Below are 19,498 nucleotides of genomic sequence, written 5' to 3'. Positions count from 1 at the left end.
ACTTGAGCGACAGTGATTCGTTCGCCCGTCGCGAGGACAGGTAAACAGAATAGGTCAAACCAAGTTGTTGCGAAGAATATCACGACAAGGCTAACCCGCGCGTCTGTTCCCGACTCGATGGTCCGGTCACTGAATGAGCCGTAGCAGCCGGTGCACGAGGAGACGGCGGATCGGCGACTATACTCAGTGGTCTTCAGATGAGCCGGTGAGGACAAGTCATGAGCGACAAAGACGATCTGCGCAAGTACTCCTCTCAAGTGATCGACGGCGTGGAAGCCGCACCGGCCCGCGCCATGCTGCGGGCCGTGGGCTTTACCGATGCAGACTTCAAAAAGCCGCAGATCGGCATCGCGTCCACCTGGGCCATGGTCACGCCATGCAACATGCATATCGACAAGCTGGCGCTCGAGGCCGAAAAAGGCGCGAATGCCGCCGGTGCCAAGGGCGTGATCTTCAACACCATCACTATTTCCGACGGCATCGCCAATGGCACCGAAGGCATGAAGTATTCGCTGGTATCGCGCGAGGTGATCGCCGACTCCATTGAAGTGGTCACCGGTTGCGAGGGTTTCGACGGCCTGGTGACCATCGGCGGCTGCGACAAGAACATGCCGGGCTGCCTGATCGGCATGGCGCGGCTCAATCGCCCGTCGATCTTTGTCTATGGCGGCACCATCCAGCCGGGGGCCGGGCATACCGACATCATTTCCGTGTTCGAGGCCGTGGGCCAGCACGCGCGGGGCGACATCAGCGAGATCCAGGTCAAGCAGATCGAGGAAGTGGCGATTCCCGGTCCCGGCTCCTGTGGCGGCATGTACACCGCCAACACCATGGCCTCGGCCATCGAGGCGCTGGGCATGAGCCTGCCCGGGTCCAGCTCCCAGGACGCCATTGGCGGCGACAAGGCCTCGGACAGTTTCCGCGCCGGGCAGCAGGTCATGGAGCTGCTCAAGCTCGACCTCAAGCCGCGCGACATCATGACCCGCAAAGCCTTCGAGAATGCGATACGCGTGGTGATCGCCCTCGCCGGCTCGACCAACGCCGTGCTGCATCTGCTGGCCATGGCCAACGCGGTGGATGTCGAGCTGACCCTGGATGACTTCGTCGAGCTGGGCAAGATCTCCCCGGTGGTCGCCGACCTGCGCCCCAGCGGCAAGTACATGATGAGCGAGCTGGTGGCCATCGGCGGCATTCAACCGCTGATGAAGCGCATGCTCGATGCCGGCATGCTGCACGGCGATGTGCTGACCGTCACCGGCCAGACCCTGGCGCAAAACCTCGCCGGCGTGCCCGACTACCCGGCCGGCCAGGACGTGATCCGGCCGTTCGACCAGCCGATCAAGAAGGACTCGCACCTGGTCATCCTGCGCGGCAACCTCTCGCCCACCGGCGCCGTGGCCAAGATCACCGGCAAGGAAGGCCTGCGCTTCGAAGGCACGGCGCGGGTCTATCACGGCGAGGAAGGTGCGCTGGCCGGCATCCTCAATGGCGAAGTGCAGCCCGGCGAAGTGATCGTGATCCGCTACGAAGGGCCCAAGGGCGGGCCGGGCATGCGCGAAATGCTCTCGCCGACCTCGGCGGTCATGGGCAAGGGCCTGGGCAAGGAGGTGGCGCTGATCACCGACGGGCGTTTTTCCGGGGGCTCCCACGGTTTCGTGGTCGGTCACATCACGCCGGAAGCCTTTGAAGGCGGGCCTATTGCGCTGGTCGAGAATGGCGACAGGATCATCATCGATGCGCAAACCCGGCAGATTACCGTTGATGTGTCCGATGCCGTGCTGGCCGAGCGCAAGTCGCGCTGGGTGCGACCGCCATCCAAATACACGCGCGGGGTGCTGGCCAAGTATGCGAAGACCGTGTCCAGTGCTTCGGAGGGGGCGGTGACGGATAAGTATCTTTAGGCCATTGGTCCAGCGTTGTCTGGACTATTGCCATCGCGAGCAAGCCCGCTCCCACAGGGGGATTTGCGGTGGTCAGCTGCCCTTCCACTCCCGCGGGCTCAGCCCGGTCTTGCGCCTAAACGCCCGGGCCAGCGCCGAGGGGCTCTCATAACCCACTTCCTCGGCAATCAGCGCTATCGGCCGGCCCTCGCGCAGGCGCTTCTGCGCCAGGCTGATGCGCCAGCTCACCAGGTAATCCACCGGCGTCTGCCCGACCACCCGGCGAAAGTGTTCGGCGAAACTGGCCCGCGACATGTTGGCGGCGACCGAGAGTTCGGCCACGCTCCAGGCCTTGGCCGGGCTTTGATGCATCAGGCTCAGGGGCCGCGCCAGGCGCGCATCGGCAAGGCCGGCCATCATGCCCGGTTGCTGGCCCGTGGTGCTCAGGATGTGCCGCAGCAACAGAATCACCAGCAGCTCGAACAGGCGATCCATCACCGCTTCACGCCCGCAGGTACCGTCGAACGCCTCGTTGAACAGCCATTCCAGGGTCCCGGCCAGGGTCGGGATTTCATCGAGCTTGAGCACCAGGTAATCCGGCAGGGCCGCCGCCAGGGCATTGCCCGCACCGCCGTCGAAATCCAGGGTCGCGCACACCAGTTGCGTGCCGGATGCTTCGGACGCAAACAGACGATGTCGATAGGGCCGGGGGAAAAAGATCAGACTCGGCTCGGTCAGTTGCAGGTCCGGCTGGTCGCCCATTTTGAGCAGCAACTCGCCCGCCTGGAGCAGGTGCAAATGACCGCTGGCCTGTTGGCCGTCGTAGGCGACGGTGCCGCAGAACATACCGCTATGGAAAGTACCGGCATTGACGCCGAAATGGGTGAGCAACGTGGACAAGCGATCCATGACAAGGCTCCCGCAGGCAGCTCTGGACGATCTGTCGCATATCCTCGACGATTTGCATCCAATACACCAGACCTTCTCCCTAACATGAGCTCCGTACCCAGCGCATTCCGCGCCTCACACCACGGAGTATCACCATGACCCGCATTGCCCCGATCAGCCTGGAACACGCCACCGATGCCACCCGTCCGCTGCTGGAAGGCGTGCAGAAGAAAATCGGTTTTCTGCCCAACGTCTTCAAAGTCCTGGCCCACGCACCGGCCGTGCTGGCCTCGTACCTGCAAAACTCGGCCGCACTGGGCAAGACGTCCCTGAGCGCCACGGAAAAGGAAGCGGTGTTCCTCGCCACTTCGCAAGTCAACGGCTGCGAATACTGCCTGGCCGCTCACACGCTGTTTGCCGGTAAGGCCGGACTGTCGAAGCAGGATATCCTCAGCGCACGACACGGCGAGCTCAACGCCATTGCCACCCTCGCCCGCCAGGTCACCGAAAGCCGTGGGCACCTGAGCGTCGAGCAGATCGCCGCTGCCCGTAATGCCGGTATCGACGACGGCAGGATCATCGAAGTGATCGCCCATGTGGCTTCGCAAACGTTGACCAACTACCTGAACAACGCAGCCCTGACCGACATCGACTTCCCGGCCATCGACGCCTGAACCCATCTAGCGTAAATCCTGTCTGAAACATTCTGTCGGAGCGAACCGAAACCTGTGGGAGCGAGCTTGCTCGCGATCGCGGTAGTCCATTCAACATCAATGTCGTCTGGCCTGACGCTATCGCGAGCAAGCTCGCTCCCACAGTGATTTTGCTCAAGCGACAGATGTGCGCATGACGTAGCGATCAGGTATTGGTTTTCAGCTTGGTCCACAAGCGGGTGCTGAGGCGGGCGATGGCCGCGGGCAAGTCCTCGACGGTGAACAGCTTGTCCATCACGGTTTTCGGTGGGTAGATCGCCAGGTCCTGCTTCACCGCCGGGTCGACGAAGGCATCCGCCGCGCTGTTGGGGTTGGCGTAGTGGATGCTGTTGCTGATGTTGGCAATCACCTTCGGCTCCAGCAGGTAGTTCATGTAGGCGTAGCCGTTCTTCTCGTGTGGCGCGCTCTTGGGCATGACCACCATGTCCAGCCACAGGGTGGAGCCCTCGTCCGGGATCGAGTAGGCAATATCGATTCCGTTCTTCGCTTCCCTGGCGCTGGCGGCCGCCTGCACGATGTCGCCGTTGAAACCGATCACCACGCAGACGTTACCGTTGGCCAGGTCGCTGATGTACTTGGACGCGTGGAAATACTGGACGTAAGGCCGAATCTTCAGCAGTGCCTGCTCGGCTTTCTTGTAGTCGGCCGGTTCATGGCTATGTGGCGGCAGCCCCAGGTAGTTGAGGGTGATTGGCAGGATCTGCGTCGGGTTGTCGATGATCGCCACGCCGCACTCGCTGAGTTTCTTGATGTTGTTCTCGTCGAAGAACAGCTTCCAGGAATGGGTGACGTCGGTATTGCCGAAGATCGCCTTGATCTTCTCGACGTTATAGCCGATGCCCGCCGTACCCCACATGTAAGGGAAGCCGTACTGGTTGCCCGGGTCGTTGACCTCGAGTTTCTTCATCAGTGCCGGGTCGAGGTTTTTCCAGTTGGGCAACTGGCTCCTGTCGAGCTTCTGGATGGCACCGGCCTTGATCAGGCGCGACAGGAAGTGGTTCGACGGGCTGACCACGTCATAACCGGTATTGCCGGTCATCAGTTTCGATTCCAGCACTTCATTGCTGTCGTGGATGTCGTAGGTCGCCTTGATCCCGGTTGCCTTGGTGAAGTCGGGCAAGGTGTCGTCGGCGATGTAACCGTTCCAGTTGGAAATATTGACCGTTTCGTCGGCGCAGGCGACAGCGGAAAAGGTCGAGATCAGGGCCACAAGGGAAAGCGTATTGACGCGCATGTTGAATCACCTTCGATGGGAAGTGCTGTTGTTCTTGTTGTGAAGTTCGTGTTGTTCAGACTTCGCTTCTGGCCCGAACCGTTTCCACGCGCATACGCAGCATGGCACCGATGTCGAGCAACGGCTTGGGCGGCAGCCAGCCGGGTTGTGCCCGCGAGATGACCGATTGCAGCAGCGGTGAATCACCGCCCGAGGCCCACTCCGCGAGCAAGCGCCCCCACAACGTGCCCCGCGCCACGCCGGAACCGTTGCACCCGGCCACGGCGAACACGCCCTCCTCGACCTTGGCAAAGTACGGTTGTCCGGAGCGCGAAGCGCTGAGATGACCGGTCCAGGTGTATTCGATGTCCTGCTCGCCGAGCATCGGGAAACGCCGTTGCAACCCCAGCACGTGGTGTTGGCGACGGGTCGACAGCTCGCCCAATGACAAATCCCGGGAACGGTATTCCGCGGTGTTGCGGATCATCACCCGGCGATCCGGCGTCAGGCGCACCGTGGCGCCCAATGGCCGGGTCGACAGCACACCCCAGGAAGCTGGCGCCCCCAGGGCTTGAAACTCTTGGTCGCTGAGGGGCCGCGTGAGGCTGGCGCTGAGCTCCATCGCGAAGGTGCCGCTGTCGTCTATCCCAGAACGAGGAATGAAGGCGTTCAGGCAGACCAACACCTGTTTGGCCTCAATGCAGCCGTCTTGGCCCCGGGCGCGAATCCGGTCGTCGCCGAGGCGCTCAAGACCTGCGATATCGCTGTTCTCATAGACCGTCACTGTCGACGGCAAGGCATCGAGCAGGCCCTTCACGTACTTGGCCGGTTGCAGCAGCGCATTGCCATTGCCGCACCAGATTCCGGCACGGTAGTGGCGGGTGCCGAGTTTCTCGATCAGTTGCTCGCCTTGCAGGAACTGCGCGCTGGCGCCAACGGTCCGCAAGGTCTGCAACTTGGCCTCGACGTGGCTCAGCTTGCGTGGATCGCTGACGGCAAAGAAATAGCCCGATTCCCTGAGGTCGCATTCGATGCCCAGCCGGGCGATCTGCTTGCGCACTTCATCGGCGGCGGCGCGGCCGATCGCCGTATCCACTTGATAACCGGCGAACCCGGCGCTGCCCAACAGCTCGCCGGCGACGGGGTGTTCGTGGGCCACCACAAACCCGGAATTACGCGCCGATGCCCCCTGCGCAGCCCGCTGGCGGTCGACGACCACAATGCGTGCCTGGGGGTGCATGTGCGCCAGGGCGTGCGCCGCACTGAGGCCGGTAATGCCAGCGCCGATCACCAGCCAGTCGGCGTGCTGCGTGCCTTTGAGCTGATCGCGCAACGGAGAACTCCCCGCTTGCGCAATCCAGCCACAGATATTTTCCATGCGTCACCTCAGGTTCTTGTTCTGTGAACCGTCTCGATCAGCGCTTTATGCAGGATTCGCATAAATGGTTTTCGTGAACGGCGTCAATGACTAGAATCTAAAGGCTGATAACCCGGACAACCAACGTTATTAAATCATCGAGGCATTCTGAAAACGCATGGATAAACTACGCCACGTGCCTTCGCTGCAGGGCTTGCAGGCCCTGGTCGAGGTCGCCGGGTCGGGCAGCTTCACCCAGGCGGCGCAAAAGCTCTGCCTGACCCAAAGCGCCGTTAGCCGACAGATCCAGCAACTGGAGAGCCACTTCGGTGTCGCGCTGTTCGTGCGCAGCAGCCGCAGCCTGCAACTGACCCCGGAAGGCGACCAGGTGCTGGCCAGCGCTCGCACCATCCTCGAGCAACTAAGGTCGCTCGAAGACCGGCTCGCGCCAAAGCAACGCCCGTTCCGCATTCGCATGCACGTGTCACTGGCGGTGCGCTGGCTGCTGCCCAAGCTGAGCGATTTCTACCGGCATCACCCGGACGTCTCCCTGTCCATTGAAACCGTGGCCACGGAAGTCGTGGAACCTGCCAGTGACAGCGACGCCTACATTCTCTATCTGCCTGAACCATCCACGGCGCCCGATTGCCTGACGCTGTTCGAGGAAGCCCTGGTGCCGGTGTGTGCGCCTGGGCTGGGCACACCGACCCGGCCATTGGCTTCGCTGGAGGATCTGTCGGGGTTCGCGTTGCTGCACCGCTCCTGCGATCAACATGACTGGCAGGTATGGCTGTCGGCCAATGGCGGCAAGGCGTTGCAGGACTATCGGCATATCCCCTTCAACCTCGACGAACTGGCACTCGATGCCGCCGCACGAGGGCTGGGGGTGGCGATGACTGACATGACGCTGGCAGGCGAGTCGATCCAGCGCGGTGAACTGGTGATTCCGTTTGGTGAGCCCTTGAAGACCCGGGGGATTTACTCGTTGTGCCTGCAACCCTCGGCGGCCTCCCATCCGGCGTGCGCACCGGTCATGCAGTGGTTCACTGCACAGACCACTGCATGACCCTGTGGGAGCGGGTGTACGCAATATTCGTGAACGACCGAAATTACTGTGGGAGCGAGCCTGCTCGCGAAGGCGTCGGGTCAGTCAACTTATCTGTTGAATGACACACCGCTTTCGCGAGCAAGCCCGCTCCCACAGGGTTAGCGGGTGTACGCAGTATTCGTGGACAACCAAAATTACTGTGGGAGCGGGCTTGCTCGCGAAGGCGTCCGGTCAGTTGACCATTATTTCACTGACACACCGCCCCCACAGGGATTGCTCAATCATCCTCATGCAACTTGATCCCGCGTTTATGCAACACATAAGGCACCACCAGCACCAGCAGCGTCAGGGCGAGAAAGAACGCCGAGATCGGTTGCGTGACGAACACCGTCCAGTCGCCCTCGCCGATGGACAAGGCGTTGCGCAGTTGTTTCTCGGCCATAGGCCCCAGCAGCATGCCGACGATCACCGGAGCGACGGGGAAGTCGAACCGCCGCATCAGCACCCCGCCCCAGCCAATCGCCAACATCAGCAGCAGGTCGAAGGATGAGTGGCGCATGCCATACACGCCGATGGTGGCGAATACCAGGATGCCGGCGTTCAGGTACGGCCTGGGGATCTGCAGCAGTTTGACCCACAGCCCCACCAGCGGCAGGTTCAACACCAGCAGGATGACATTGCCGATGTACAGCGAGGCCACCAGCGTCCAGACCAGGTCGGCGGAGGTTTCGAACAGCATCGGCCCCGGTTGCAGGTTGTAGTTCTGGAACGCGGCCAGGAGGATCGCCGCGGTGGCGGACGTCGGGATGCCCAGGGTCAGCAACGGCACCAGGGATCCGGTCGCGCTGGCATTGTTGGCCGCTTCGGGACCGGCGACACCTTCGATGGCGCCCTCGCCCTTGTTGGCGGAAAACTCCTTGGGGTACTTGCTGAGCTTGCGCTCGGTGGAATAGGACAGAAAGGTCGGAATCTCCGCGCCGCCGGCCGGAATCGAACCAAACGGAAAGCCGATCAGCGTGCCGCGAAACCAGGCAGGCACCGAACGTTTCCAGTCGGCGCGGCTCATCCATAACGAGGTCAGGCGATGCCGCCCTTCGTTCGATGGCGTTTGATAGAGCAAGCTGTACAAGGCCTCGCCCACCGCAAACAAACCGACCGCCACCAGTACCACCTCGATACCGTCCACCAGTTCGGGAACGCCCAGGGTGTAGCGGGCAATGCCCGAGGTCGAGTCCAGGCCGATCAAACCGATGGTCAGCCCGACGCCCAGCGAAGCAAACCCTCGCAGCATCGAGGCGCCGAGCACCGCCGACACGGTGGTGAACGACAGCACCAGGATCGCGAAATATTCGGTCGGACCGAAATTCAGCGCCAGCCTGGCCACAACCGGCGCAAACAGCGTCAGCAGAACCGTGGCGATGGTGCCCGCGACGAAGGAGCCTATCGCCGCCGTTGCCAACGCAGGGCCGGCGCGGCCGTTGCGGGCCATCTGGTTGCCCTCCAGGGCCGTGACCATGGAAGACGATTCACCCGGGGTGTTGAGCAGGATCGAGGTGGTGGAACCGCCGAACTGCGCACCGTAGTAAATACCGGCGAACATGATCAGTGCGCCTGTGGGGTCGACCTTGGCGGTGATCGGCAACAGCAGGGCCACCGTCAGCGCCGGACCGATCCCCGGCAGCACGCCGATGGCGGTGCCGAGCAGGCAGCCGATGAACCCCCACATCAGGTTGATCGGGGTCAGTGCCGAGGAAAACCCCATCGCCAGGCTTGAAAGAATGTCCACGGTGTCTATCTCCTTTCAAAGCCAGATGTTGATCAGCGACGGCAGGGAAACCCCCAGCCCGGCGTTGAACAGCCAGTAGATCGGCAGGGTCAGGGCAATACCGATGGCCAGGTCCCGCAGCGGATGACGGCTGCCAAAACCCCGCGCCGAACAGGCGAACAACAACCCGGCGGCCAGCACAAAACCGATGAGGTTGATCAGCAGCGCCACCCCGACAAGCCCGGCGGTCACCCAGGCGGCGCCGGTTTTTCCTCCGGGCACCGTGCCCGTGTCGTCGTTATCCAGCTCGCGAAAACCGCCGCTGAGCGCCTGATAGCTCAGCAACAGACCCACAGCGCCGAGAAACGCCGCCACGATATAGGGGTAAACGTAGGCCGGGAGGATGACGAAACCCATTTCGGGAGGAAACCGGTAGGCACCCAACGCCAACATGACGCTGATGGCGATCAGGCCGATGCCGACCGCCAATTGCGTCGGCACCACTGCGCGCAGTGTGGCCATCTCAAAGCAGCCCGACCTTGACCAGCATGGCGCGCAACCGCACGTGTTCTTCCTCGACGAATTTGCCGAACTCATCGCCGGTCAACACGCTGGGCGTCCAGGCGTTGGCCTGGATATTGTCCTGCCAGACCTTGCTGTTGGTAGCGGCCACCACAGCGTCGATCACCTCTTTGCGCTGCTGCGGGGTAAGGCCCGCCGCACCGTAAACGCCGCGCCAGTTGCCGATCGTCACGTCATAGCCGCTCTCCTTGAGGGTCGGTGCGTCAATGCCGGGAACACGCTCCGGCGCGCCGATGGCCAGGACACGGAACTGACCGCTCTTGATGTACTGGCCCAGCTCGGCGAAACCGCCGGTGATTACCTTGAGCTGGCCGCCCAGCGCCTGGGCAACCACCTCGCCACCGCCACCAAACGCCACGTAGTTCACCTTGTTGACCGGCACGTCCAGCTTGCCCGCCAGCTCGGCAATGCCGATGTGATCCACCGAGCCCTTGGAGCCGCCGCCCCAGGTGATGCTCGTCGGCTTGTCCTTGAAGGCCTTGATCAGGTCATCGAGGGTCTTGTATTCCGACTCCTTGCGCACGGCGATCACGTTGTACTCGGTGAACAACCGGGCAATGGGCGTCACATCCTTCAGGCTGATCTGCGATTTGTTCTGTTCGATGCCTGCGACCATGATCGCCCCGACCACCAGCAACGCATTCGGATCGCCCTTGGTGCTGTTGGCAAATTGCGCCAGCCCCAGGGTCCCGCCCGCCCCGCCCTTGTTCTCGAAGGTCACGGCCTTGGCCGTATTGGCTTCGACCATGGCCTTGCCCAGCACACGGGCAGTCTGGTCATAACCACCGCCCACCGAGCCCGGGGCCATGAATTTCACGGTATCGAGGGCGAAGGCCGGTGCGACAAGCACGGCAGCGGTCAAACCGGCGGCCATACAGCGACTGAAACGACGGATCAAAGCGGACATGGGCATCTCCTGATTGCGTTGTTTTTATAGGTGCCGTTTGCCCATCGAGGTGTTCGAAGAGCATGGGCTTGCAAACAAGCTTAGGCCATGGATCCGCGGGTTGCTGCTGCCCCCCCTGTGGGAGCGAGCTTGCTCGCGATGGTCGTTAACGAATACACGGGGCATCTGTATAAACGCGGTGCCTTTGCGTCCATCGCGAGCAAGCTCGCTCCCACAGGGGATTGCGGTGTTGCAGGGGCGTTTCATTACAACTTTGTAATCGAGTTGTTGGTCAGCTGTCCGGATCACACCGTTAGCCTGAACTCACTGTCAGGCCAACCACCGGCAGCCACCTCAACCCTGAAAAGAGAGATTCGTCATGAAACTGTTGATCGCGGGCTTTGCCGCCCTGCTCGCCACCGGTTCGGCGTTTGCCGCCACCCAGTCCACCTCGCCAATCATCCACGACCAGGACGGCTTCTATGTCCCGGTGGAAGTGGCCAAAGTGCTGTCCATGACCGACCTCAACGGCAAGTGCGGCATCGTGCCCGCGCAGTTCAACTACCTCGACCATCAGGGCCGCGAGCATCAACTGAACTATCAGGTTCAGGGTGTGAACTGCCTTGGCGAGAACTGAGCGGATGCCTGCCATCACCGCCGACCGGGCTACACTTGCGCCATTGATGCGCCCTCGTAGCCCGACCGAACCAGGCGGATTTTCCATGAACATCCTCGTAGTCGAAGACGAACCCAAGGCCGGCAATTACCTGCTCAACGGCCTGCAGGAACTCGGATACACCGTGAACCTGGCGCGCGACGGCGTCGATGGCCTGCACCTGGCCCTGGAACACGACTTCGATGTAATCGTGCTGGACGTCATGATGCCGAAGATGGATGGCTGGGAAGTCCTGCGCCGCCTGCGCAAGGAAGCCGACACACCGGTGCTGTTCCTCACCGCCCGGGATGACATCGCCGACCGCATCAAAGGCCTGGAACTGGGCGCCGACGATTACCTGATCAAACCCTTTTCCTTCGCCGAACTGGTGGCGCGCCTGCGCACCCTGACCCGCCGTGGCCCTACCCGGGAAGACGAACACCTGCACGTCGACGACCTGCAGATCGACGTGCTCAAGCGTCGCGTCAGCCGCGCCGGCAACCGCATCACCCTGACCAACAAGGAATTTGCCCTGCTGCACCTGTTCGCCACCCATCAGGGCGAAGTGCTGTCACGCTCGATGATCGCCTCACGGGTCTGGGACATGAATTTCGACAGCGACACCAATGTCGTCGATGTCGCAGTGCGCCGCCTGCGCCTGAAAATCGACGATCCGTTCCAGCTCAAGCTGATCCACAGCGTGCGCGGCATCGGCTATCGCTTCGACACTCAACCTTGAATGTCCCCATGAATGCCATGGCGCCGCTGCGATCTGCCTCTCGTCTGAGCCACTCCCTGACCCTGCGCCTGGCGCTGGTGTTTGCCCTGCTGGCGTTTGTCTCGCTGGCGCTGCTGGGCGTGGCGCTGTACCGCGACCTGGAACGCGAGTTGATCCATCGCGACGACATTGCCCTGATCACCCGCATCGACCAGTTGCGCACCTTCCTCAACGACAGCAACACCCTGGACCTGATCAAGGCCAAACCCGCGCTGTTCCAGAACATGATGGGCAACCGCGAGGCCCTGCTGACCATCGGCACCCCGGGGCAACCGCCGTTGCTGGTGGTCAACCCGGGCAACCTGAAAATGCCGGTGCTGACCCCGGTGGCGATGGATCATCGACTGACCCTGGACGACGTGCAGCATTTGCCCAACGTCAACGGCGTGCCGTTTTCCGCCCTGGCGGCGACCATCGACTCCGGGGACCTGGGCAGCCTGCAAGTGGTGACCGGGCGCCTGATGACCGAACGCACCGCCGTGCTCGCCGATTACCGGCTCAACGTCTACCTGTTCGCCACCCTGGCCGCGATTCTGCTGGCGTTGTCCGGGTACGTGCTGGTGCATCGCGGCCTGCTGCCGGTGCGGCGCCTGGCCCGCCATACCCAGAGCATCGACGTCGGCAACCTCAACGAGCGCCTCGACAGCCAGGGCGCACCGCTGGAACTGCTGCCGATGATCGACGCCTTCAACGCCATGCTCGACCGCCTGGACAAAGGCTTTGTGCAATTGGGTCAGGTATCGACCGACATGGCCCACGAACTGCGCACGCCGATCAACAACCTGCTCGGCGAAACCCAGGTGGCCTTGCAGCAGAACCGCAGCACCGACGCCTATCAGCAGTTGCTGGCCTCCAATGTCGAAGAACTTGAACGCCTGGCGCGCATGCTCGACAACATGCTGTTCCTGGCCCGCACCGATCCGCGCAGCGCCTTGCGCCAGCGTCAGGAACTGGATGCCGCCGACGAAATGCAACGCATGGCCGATTATTTCGAAGGCCCGGCGACCGACGTTGGCATCAGCATCAAAGCCCACGGCAGCGGCCTGATCTGGGCCGAGCCCATGTTGCTGCGTCGTGCCCTGGCCAACCTGTGCGCCAACGCCATCAAGTACGGCGCACCGCATTCCGAGCTGTGCATTCACGCCAACCCGACCGCCAATGGCATCCAGGTGCAAGTGCGCAACCACGGCCAGACCATCCCGGCGCAGCATCTGTCACGGCTGTTCGAGCGCTTCTACCGGGTCGATGAATCCCGCGAACGCTCGGCCCAATCCAATGGCCTGGGCCTGTCGATCGTGGCGACGATCATGCAACTGCACAACGGCGCCTGCCATGTCAGCAGTGCCGACGGCATCACCTGCTTCGAACTGTTTTTCCCGGCGCGGCAACAGCATGAGTAGCGCCCGGGCGAAAACCGGCCGGGCACTTTCGACAAAACATCGCTCAAGGGTGCGAGTCATGGCCTAACCTCATTGGCTAAGTGACTAACAACCCGTCGAGCTCGCCGATGTTCAATGTATGGAAGTCAATGATTTACGTCGCCTTCGCACTGCTGGCGGCGAGCCCGGGATGGCTGTCGGCGGCGCCCATGGCCGACACCCTTGCTCCCACCCCCACAGCCCCGGTCATCAGCATCTCCGACAGCGAATTGCTGGGGTTGCAAAACCAGCTGAACAGCCTCAAGCAGCAGGTTTCCCAGGCCAGCACCTACACCCAGCTGGAAAGCTCGCAGGACCTGGTGCTGGCACTGATCCAGAATATTGAAAGCCTTTCCACATCGCTGCTGCCTGGACAGGCGCAGTTGCAGGCGCAACTCAACGTGCTGGGGCCAGTGCCGCTCGACGAGAGCCCACAGGTGACGTCTGGCATTACCACCCAACGAGACACCCTCGGCGAGCAAAAAGACAGGATCGACAACCAGCTCAAGACCCTGGCCGCGCTGAAAGTCAGTGCCGCCGAGCTGATCACCCAGATTGCCAGTATTCGCCGCAGCCTGCTGGAGGCGGAGGTGACCCAGCAGACCGCCAGCATCCTGAACCCGCTATTCTGGTCGCCATTGTTCAATCTTCCGCTCGATGACCGCCAACGTTTCAGCACCCTCGTCCAGCAACTCAAGGCCATGCACCAGGCGGCCTGGCAACCCGGTCAACGCGCAATCACGGCCTCCCTGCTGGTTCTGGCCCTGGTCATCTGGAGCCTGGGGCGAAAACTCGCCGGTCGGGGTCTGGCGTGGTTGTGCATTCATCGAATGCCCGAAGGCCGGTTACGGCGCAGCTCCCTTGCATTGGCCTCGGTACTGGCGACGGTGCTGAGCGCTGGCATCGCCCTGCAATTGCTGCACTTTGCCGCGACCCGGCAATTGCCCTACACCCCGTTGCTGGCCGACCTGGCGCAATACCTGGAAAAGCTGGCCTATACCTGCGTGATGATCACCGGGTTGAGCCGCGCGTTGCTGTCGACCAAACATCCTTCGTGGCGCCTGCCCGATATCGCCGACCCGGTGGCGCTGGCGATGGAGCCCTACCCCAGGCTGCTGGCAAGCCTGCTGCTAGTGCTGGTGACACTGGTGCAGATGAGCAACGTCACCGGCATGAGCGCCGAAGTGGTGTTGTTCGGCCGGGGAATCGTAGCGTTGGTCGTGGCACTGGTGATCGGCGCGCTGCTGTTGCGCGTCAGCAAGACCCGACGGGCGCTGATCGTTGCCGGTGAGACTCCCGAAGGCGTCACCACATCCGCCGGCCTGATTTATGTGTTTGCCGGCGTTGCCGTGGTGGTGTCCCTGTTCGCCCTGGTGATCGGCTACGTGACGATGGCCCGGTTCATCACCTATGAAATGGTGTGGATTTTCATCGTCTTCGCCGCGTTCTACCTGCTCACGCAGGTGTACCAGGACACCTGCGAATCGGTTTTTTCACCCAGGCAACCTACCGGCAAGGCGATCAAACAGCTGCTGGGCATCGGCAATCCACGCCTGGAGCAGATCTGCACCGTATTTTCCGGAGCGGGCCGCGCCATCCTGATGCTGGTCGGCGTCATTGCGTTGTTTGTCGGCGGCGTAGGTACGACATTCGGGCAACTGGTCACCAGCACCGCGGCCATTCTCGGTGGCGAAGGGCTGCGCAAGCTGAACATCGTCCCGGACAACTTGATGCGTGCCTTCCTGACACTGCTGATCGGTGTCTACCTGATTCGCACGCTACGCCGCTGGCTGGACGGCGAGTTCCTGCCGAAGACCGAGATGGACCCGGGCATGTGCGCCTCGCTGAGCACCCTGTTCGCCAACATCGGATACGCGTCGATCGTGCTGCTCACGCTGTCGTCGCTGGGGATCAAGTGGACCAACCTGGCCTGGATTGTCAGCGCCCTGTCAGTGGGCATCGGCTTCGGCCTGCAGGAGATCGTGAAGAATTTCATCTCCGGACTGATTTTGCTGACCGAGCGCCCGGTGAAGGTCGGCGACCTGATCAGCATCAGTGGCGTCGAAGGCGACATACGACGGATCAATGTGCGGGCCACGGAAATACAACTGGCCGACCGCTCGATCATGATCGTGCCCAACTCGCACCTGATTTCGCAGAACCTGCGTAACGTCACCCTCGGCGGCAGCGCCCAGGGCGTGGTGATACTCGAGCTGATGTTCCCGCTGGATATCGATCCGGAACTGGTGCAAAACCTGCTGATGGACAGCTACACCGAGCACGAATCCATTCTGGATAAACCGGCGCCGTTTTTGCGCTTCAGCCAACTGAAGCCGGAAGGCATCACCTTGACCATCACCGGCTACGTCGGCAGCCCGCGCACGGTCGGGGCGATCAAGAGCGAGCTGCTCTTCGAGATACTCAAGCGACTGGGTGCCGCCGGCATTGAACTGGCGAAACCGCCACCGGCAGCGGGTTGATCAAGGCCATGCGCGCCCGGGGCATCGCGATCGATGACGGGATGACCACTGGCACGATGGACTCGCCGACGGCAAATCAGTAACGTAACCGGTGCTGCTTTCGCCCCCACAAAAGCGAAAAGGGAGTTTGCATCGTGACCGAAGAGACAAAACCCAAAGGACCGGCTTCGTACTTCCCGTCAATCGAGAAGAAGTATGGGCAGCCGATCAGCCATTGGCTGGATCTGCTTAAAACCCTCAGCGACAAGAAGCACATGGAGCTGGTGGCCTGGCTCAAGACCGAACACGGCATGGGTCATGGCCACGCCAACGCGTTGGTTGCCTATCATTTGGCAACTGCCAAATAGCGCCGGACAACGCCATGCCCGCCCCCGAATCCACCCTCCTCGACAGCTGGCACCACAATGCCCGGGCCTGGATCGACGCCATCCGCACGGGCGCCATCGAAAGCCGCCTGAAGGTCACCGACCAGGCCATCCTGCTGGCGGTGTTGGGGCGTCAGCCCGAACGGGTGCTCGACCTGGGTTGCGGCGAAGGCTGGCTATTGCGTGCGCTGACGGACCGGGGCATCGAGGCGGTCGGTGTGGATGGCGATGCGACACTGGTGGCGGCGGCGCGGGCGGCGGGCGCTGCACCGGTGCATCTGGCGAGCTATGAACAGTTGGCAGAGGCAGCCGTCGACATCGGCCGCGACTACAACCTGATCTGCGCCAACTTCGCCCTTCTGCATCAGGACATCATCCCCCTGCTCGGCGCCATGAACAGCCTGCTCGCCCCTGGCGGCGCGCTGCTGATCCAGACGCTGCACCCGTGGGCCGCTGCGGCAGGCGACTATCAGGATGGCTGGCGGGAAGAGACCTTTGCCGGGTTCAAGGGCCAGTGGCAGCCCATGCCGTGGTACTTCCGTACCCTGTCCAGTTGGCTCAACGCGCTGGACATGGCCGGTTTTGTACTGGCCGGCTTGCAGGAACCGCAGCACCCGCAAAGCCCTGTGCCGCAGTCGTTGCTGCTGGTGGCCGAGCCGCGGCGGTAGGAGCGAAGAGGCCGGCACATTCGACATCGATGTTGCCTGACACTCCGTCATCGCGAGCAGGCTCGCTCCCACAGGTTAAGGGGCTGTTCACAAAATCTGCGAACTACCCAGGTCACTGTGGGAGCGAGCCTGCTCGCGAAAGCGGACTGGCAGTCACTAAACCGGTGTCTGTCATGCCGCCTTCGCGAGCAAGCCCGCTCCCACAGGTTTCAGTGGTGCATCCAGCAAAGCGTCAGGCCCATTCTTTACGCAACTGACGCGCAGCGTTGACCATGTGCACCAGTGCCGCTTCGGTTTCCGGCCAGCCGCGGGTTTTCAGGCCGCAGTCCGGGTTGACCCACAGGCGTTCGGCGGGAATGCGCCTGGCGGCCTTGCGCAACAGGTTGGCCATTTCCGAGGAGTCCGGTACGCGTGGCGAGTGGATGTCGTACACGCCGGGGCCGATGTCGTTCGGGTAGGCGAAGGCTTCGAACGCTTCCAGCAACTCCATGTCCGAGCGCGAGGTTTCGATGGTGATCACGTCGGCATCCATGGCGGCGATGGACTCGATCACATCGTTGAACTCGCTGTAGCACATGTGAGTGTGGATCTGGGTTTCGTCCCGCACACCCGAGGCGCACAGGCGGAACACTTCGGTCGCCCAGTCCAGGTAGTGCTGCCACTGCGCCTGGCGCAACGGCAAACCTTCGCGGAACGCCGCTTCGTCGATCTGCACGATCCTGATCCCGGCGGCTTCCAGGTCCAGCACTTCGTCGCGAATGGCCAGGGCCAGCTGACGGGCCTGTACTTCACGGGTCACGTCTTCGCGCGGGAATGACCACATCAGCATGGTCACGGGACCGGTCAGCATGCCCTTCATCACTTTGTCGGTGAGGCCTTGGGCGTAGCGGATCCACTCCACCGTCATGGCTTTCGGGCGGCTCAGGTCGCCGAAGATCACCGCCGGTTTCACGCAGCGCGAACCGTAGCTCTGCACCCAGCCAAAACGCGTGAACGCATAGCCGTCGAGTTGCTCGGCGAAGTATTCGACCATGTCGTTGCGCTCGGCTTCACCGTGCACCAGCACGTCCAGACCCAGGCATTCCTGCACTTGCACGGCGTGGCGGATCTCGCTGTGCATCGCTTCGGTATATTCGGCCTCGGTCAGCTTGCCTTGCTTGAACGACTGGCGCGCCAGACGGATCGACGCGGTTTGCGGGAACGAACCAATGGTGGTGGTCGGGAACAGTGGCAGGTTCAGGCCGGCGCGTTGCTTGGCGATACGCTGGGCAAACAGCGATTGACGCTGGCTGTCCCTGGCGGTGATCGCAGCCACACGCGCCTGAACAGCCGGCTTGTGGATGCGTGGCGATGCAGACCGGGCAGCCTGAACGGCGCGGCTTTGGCTCAGCGCCTGGAGTACGTTCGGCGCCTCGGGTTCGTTGACCGCCTGAGCCAGCAGCGCGACTTCTTCACACTTCTGCACGGCAAACGCCAGCCAGCTTTTCAGCTCGGCATCGAGCTTGTCTTCGCGGCCCAGATCAACCGGGCTGTGCAGCAGCGAGCAGGACGGCGCGACCCACAGGCGATCGCCCAGGCGTTCGTGAGCGTGCTGCAGGGTGGCCAGGGCGTTTTCCAGGTCGCAGCGCCAGACGTTACGACCGTTGACCACACCCAGCGACAGCACTTTATAGGCCGGCAGGCGGTCGAGAATGGTCGGGTACTGTTCAGGCGCACGCACCAGATCGATGTGCAGGCCATCCACCGGCAGGTTGGCGGCCAGGCCCAGGTTCTCTTCCAGGCCACCGAAGTAAGTGGCGACCAGCTTCTTCAGCGGGTCGCGCTGGATCAGGTTGTAGGCGCGTTCGAAGGCGTTTTTCCATTCTTGTGGAAGGTCGAGGACCAGGATCGGCTCGTCGATTTGCACCCACTCGACGCCCTGCGCCGCCAGGCGCTGGAAGATCTGGCCGTATAGCGGCAGCAGGCGCTCGAGCAATTCGAGCTTGTCGAACCCGGCGCCCTTGGCCTTGCCCAGCCACAGGTAGGTCAGCGGGCCGATGATGACGGGCTTGACGTTATGCCCCAGTGCGCGGGCTTCTTCGACTTCTTCGAACAGTTGATCCCAGCCAAGCTGGAACTGCTGGTCGGCGCTGAATTCCGGGACCAGGTAGTGATAGTTGGTGTCGAACCACTTGGTCATTTCCTGGGCGTGGGCGCCGCCGCAGCAGCTGTCGCTCACACCGCGCGCCATGCCGAACAGGGTCTGCAGGCTGGCCTTGCCATCGTGCGGGCGGAAACGCTCAGGGATCACACCGAACATCAACGAGTGGGTCAGGACCTGGTCGTACCAGGCGAAGTCGCCAACCGGCAGCAGTTCGATGCCGGCCTTTTTCTGCAAGTCCCAGTGGGTCTTGCGCAGGTCACGGCCAACGGCGCGCAGAGCGGCTTCATCGAGCTCGCCCTTCCAGAACGCCTCTTGGGCCTTTTTCAGTTCACGGTCGCGACCAATGCGCGGAAATCCAAGGGAATGGGCCACAGCCATGTCAAATAACTCCAATGCGTTCAATGGGGCCATTGTCGACAGTGCCGAAGAGTGAGACAAACTCATTTTAATCGTGATGATCACAAGTTCTTCTCATGATCGGTAGCGCTGCGCAACCGGCGCTGGATGGACACCGGGTTCAACGCGCTCGTCCCCAGTGTGCGTAAGCCGGGCGTCGATGGCATCATCACCCGCTACGAAGTTTTCGATGTCCGCCCTCTCTGATCGACCAAGGAATAGTCGCGATGCGTATCAAAACACGGCTGGCCTGTGCAACGGTG

16 protein-coding genes are annotated in these 19,498 nt (G+C 62.3%); 9 read left to right on the top strand and 7 right to left on the bottom strand.

Annotated elements, in window-relative coordinates; all coding sequences use genetic code 11:
* Nucleotides 1–218: 218 nt before the first annotated feature.
* Nucleotides 219–1,901, top strand: a complete 1,683-nt coding sequence (gene ilvD, locus ACXX83_RS07675; protein WP_217837954.1) for a dihydroxy-acid dehydratase — start codon at nucleotides 219–221, stop codon at nucleotides 1,899–1,901.
* A 72-nt stretch (nucleotides 1,902–1,973) separates the two neighbouring features.
* Here the strand turns inward: ilvD and ACXX83_RS07670 are convergent, their stop codons facing one another.
* A complete protein-coding gene (locus ACXX83_RS07670; RefSeq protein WP_217837951.1) occupies nucleotides 1,974–2,789 on the bottom strand; it encodes an AraC family transcriptional regulator in 816 nt (271 codons plus the stop codon).
* Nucleotides 2,790–2,923: 134 nt separating this feature from the next.
* Between ACXX83_RS07670 and ACXX83_RS07665 the strand changes: the two genes are divergently transcribed.
* A complete protein-coding gene (locus ACXX83_RS07665; protein ID WP_458548012.1) occupies nucleotides 2,924–3,442 on the top strand; it encodes a carboxymuconolactone decarboxylase family protein in 519 nt (172 codons plus the stop codon).
* Nucleotides 3,443–3,626: 184 nt separating this feature from the next.
* Here ACXX83_RS07665 and ACXX83_RS07660 read toward each other — a convergent pair whose 3' ends face one another.
* Together ACXX83_RS07660 and ACXX83_RS07655 are read right to left on the bottom strand one after the other, a co-directional pair.
* The gene (locus ACXX83_RS07660) at nucleotides 3,627–4,715 is read right to left on the bottom strand and encodes a polyamine ABC transporter substrate-binding protein (protein ID WP_458548011.1); all 1,089 of its coding nucleotides are present in this window, start codon (nucleotides 4,713–4,715) and stop codon (nucleotides 3,627–3,629) included.
* 55 nt (nucleotides 4,716–4,770) lie between these two features.
* The gene (locus ACXX83_RS07655; RefSeq protein WP_458548010.1) at nucleotides 4,771–6,072 is read right to left on the bottom strand and encodes an NAD(P)/FAD-dependent oxidoreductase; all 1,302 of its coding nucleotides are present in this window, start codon (nucleotides 6,070–6,072) and stop codon (nucleotides 4,771–4,773) included.
* A 157-nt stretch (nucleotides 6,073–6,229) separates the two neighbouring features.
* Here ACXX83_RS07655 and ACXX83_RS07650 point away from each other — a divergent pair, with 157 nt between their 5' ends.
* The gene (locus tag ACXX83_RS07650; RefSeq protein ID WP_458548009.1) at nucleotides 6,230–7,117 is read left to right on the top strand and encodes a LysR substrate-binding domain-containing protein; all 888 of its coding nucleotides are present in this window, start codon (nucleotides 6,230–6,232) and stop codon (nucleotides 7,115–7,117) included.
* Between the two features lie 259 nt (nucleotides 7,118–7,376).
* Here ACXX83_RS07650 and ACXX83_RS07645 read toward each other — a convergent pair whose 3' ends face one another.
* The 3 genes from ACXX83_RS07645 to ACXX83_RS07635 are packed head-to-tail and all read right to left on the bottom strand — an operon-like array spanning nucleotide 7,377 to nucleotide 10,353.
* Entirely contained in the window at nucleotides 7,377–8,885 is a 1,509-nt protein-coding gene (locus tag ACXX83_RS07645; protein ID WP_095967237.1) for a tripartite tricarboxylate transporter permease, read from the bottom strand.
* Nucleotides 8,886–8,900: 15 nt separating this feature from the next.
* Nucleotides 8,901–9,386, bottom strand: a complete 486-nt coding sequence (locus ACXX83_RS07640) for a tripartite tricarboxylate transporter TctB family protein (RefSeq protein ID WP_015094605.1) — start codon at nucleotides 9,384–9,386, stop codon at nucleotides 8,901–8,903.
* Between the two features lies 1 nt (nucleotide 9,387).
* Complete coding sequence (locus ACXX83_RS07635) at nucleotides 9,388–10,353, bottom strand: Bug family tripartite tricarboxylate transporter substrate binding protein (protein WP_458548008.1); 966 nt, start codon at nucleotides 10,351–10,353, stop codon at nucleotides 9,388–9,390.
* A gap of 358 nt (nucleotides 10,354–10,711) precedes the next feature.
* Here ACXX83_RS07635 and ACXX83_RS07630 point away from each other — a divergent pair, with 358 nt between their 5' ends.
* The 6 genes from ACXX83_RS07630 to ACXX83_RS07605 all read left to right on the top strand — a co-directional run bounded on the left by ACXX83_RS07630 (nucleotide 10,712) and on the right by ACXX83_RS07605 (nucleotide 16,696).
* Nucleotides 10,712–10,969, top strand: coding sequence for a DUF2790 domain-containing protein (locus ACXX83_RS07630; RefSeq protein WP_126045370.1), 258 nt, complete (start codon nucleotides 10,712–10,714; stop codon nucleotides 10,967–10,969).
* 85 nt (nucleotides 10,970–11,054) lie between these two features.
* Nucleotides 11,055–11,726, top strand: coding sequence for a heavy metal response regulator transcription factor (locus ACXX83_RS07625; protein ID WP_007979096.1), 672 nt, complete (start codon nucleotides 11,055–11,057; stop codon nucleotides 11,724–11,726).
* Nucleotides 11,727–11,734: 8 nt separating this feature from the next.
* Nucleotides 11,735–13,165, top strand: coding sequence for a heavy metal sensor histidine kinase (locus tag ACXX83_RS07620; RefSeq protein WP_458548007.1), 1,431 nt, complete (start codon nucleotides 11,735–11,737; stop codon nucleotides 13,163–13,165).
* 107 nt (nucleotides 13,166–13,272) lie between these two features.
* Nucleotides 13,273–15,663, top strand: coding sequence for a DUF3772 domain-containing protein (locus ACXX83_RS07615; protein WP_458548006.1), 2,391 nt, complete (start codon nucleotides 13,273–13,275; stop codon nucleotides 15,661–15,663).
* Nucleotides 15,664–15,797: 134 nt separating this feature from the next.
* Nucleotides 15,798–16,010, top strand: coding sequence for a DUF4287 domain-containing protein (locus tag ACXX83_RS07610; protein WP_217837944.1), 213 nt, complete (start codon nucleotides 15,798–15,800; stop codon nucleotides 16,008–16,010).
* Nucleotides 16,011–16,024: 14 nt separating this feature from the next.
* A complete protein-coding gene (locus tag ACXX83_RS07605) occupies nucleotides 16,025–16,696 on the top strand; it encodes a class I SAM-dependent methyltransferase (protein WP_458548005.1) in 672 nt (223 codons plus the stop codon).
* A 232-nt stretch (nucleotides 16,697–16,928) separates the two neighbouring features.
* Here ACXX83_RS07605 and metE read toward each other — a convergent pair whose 3' ends face one another.
* A complete protein-coding gene (gene metE / locus ACXX83_RS07600; RefSeq protein ID WP_458548004.1) occupies nucleotides 16,929–19,217 on the bottom strand; it encodes a 5-methyltetrahydropteroyltriglutamate--homocysteine S-methyltransferase in 2,289 nt (762 codons plus the stop codon).
* Between the last annotated feature and the right edge of the window lie 281 nt (nucleotides 19,218–19,498).

It is taken from the genome of Pseudomonas sp. GNP012, from assembly GCF_054343835.1.
This window is presented reverse-complemented; position numbering and strand designations above follow the sequence as displayed.